The 380-nt window shown below is 66.2% G+C and carries 1 protein-coding gene; it reads right to left on the bottom strand.

Annotated elements, in window-relative coordinates:
• Nucleotides 1–380, bottom strand: a 380-nt coding sequence (locus D0T11_RS21875; RefSeq protein WP_119657899.1) for an IS1 family transposase, incomplete at both ends; no start/stop codon positions are given.

The raw sequence follows: 380 nt of genomic DNA, 5'->3' as shown, positions 1-380 counted from the left end.
CTAAACGAGCAGGACTTGCGCACCAACACGCCGCACTTTTGGCGCAACGAACAGTTGATGGCCTCCACGATGCTCGTCTGGCCGCTGCCTTTGGGGCTGGGCCGATGGGCAGCGGCTGGAAACACGCCCCGGTAGGCTTCCCATTCGTCCGTGTAGTACCACGTGCCCGTGCGATACTGCTCGGGCAAGGCGTCCCACAGGCGCTGGGCCGTGGCCCGGCTCCGGTCACCRAGCACCCAGGCCACGATACGGCGACTGGCCCGCTCCACGGCCAGCCAGAGCCACACTTTATTGCCCTTGTGGCCGACAAAGGTCCACATTTCATCCAACTCCAGCTCCCGTGGCCGGCGGGGCTTGGGGCGCAACTGGGGCGTGGCCTG

Source organism: Hymenobacter rubripertinctus, from assembly GCF_003583925.1.
GTDB classification, from domain to species: Bacteria; Bacteroidota; Bacteroidia; order Cytophagales; family Hymenobacteraceae; genus Hymenobacter; species Hymenobacter rubripertinctus.
This window is presented reverse-complemented; position numbering and strand designations above follow the sequence as displayed.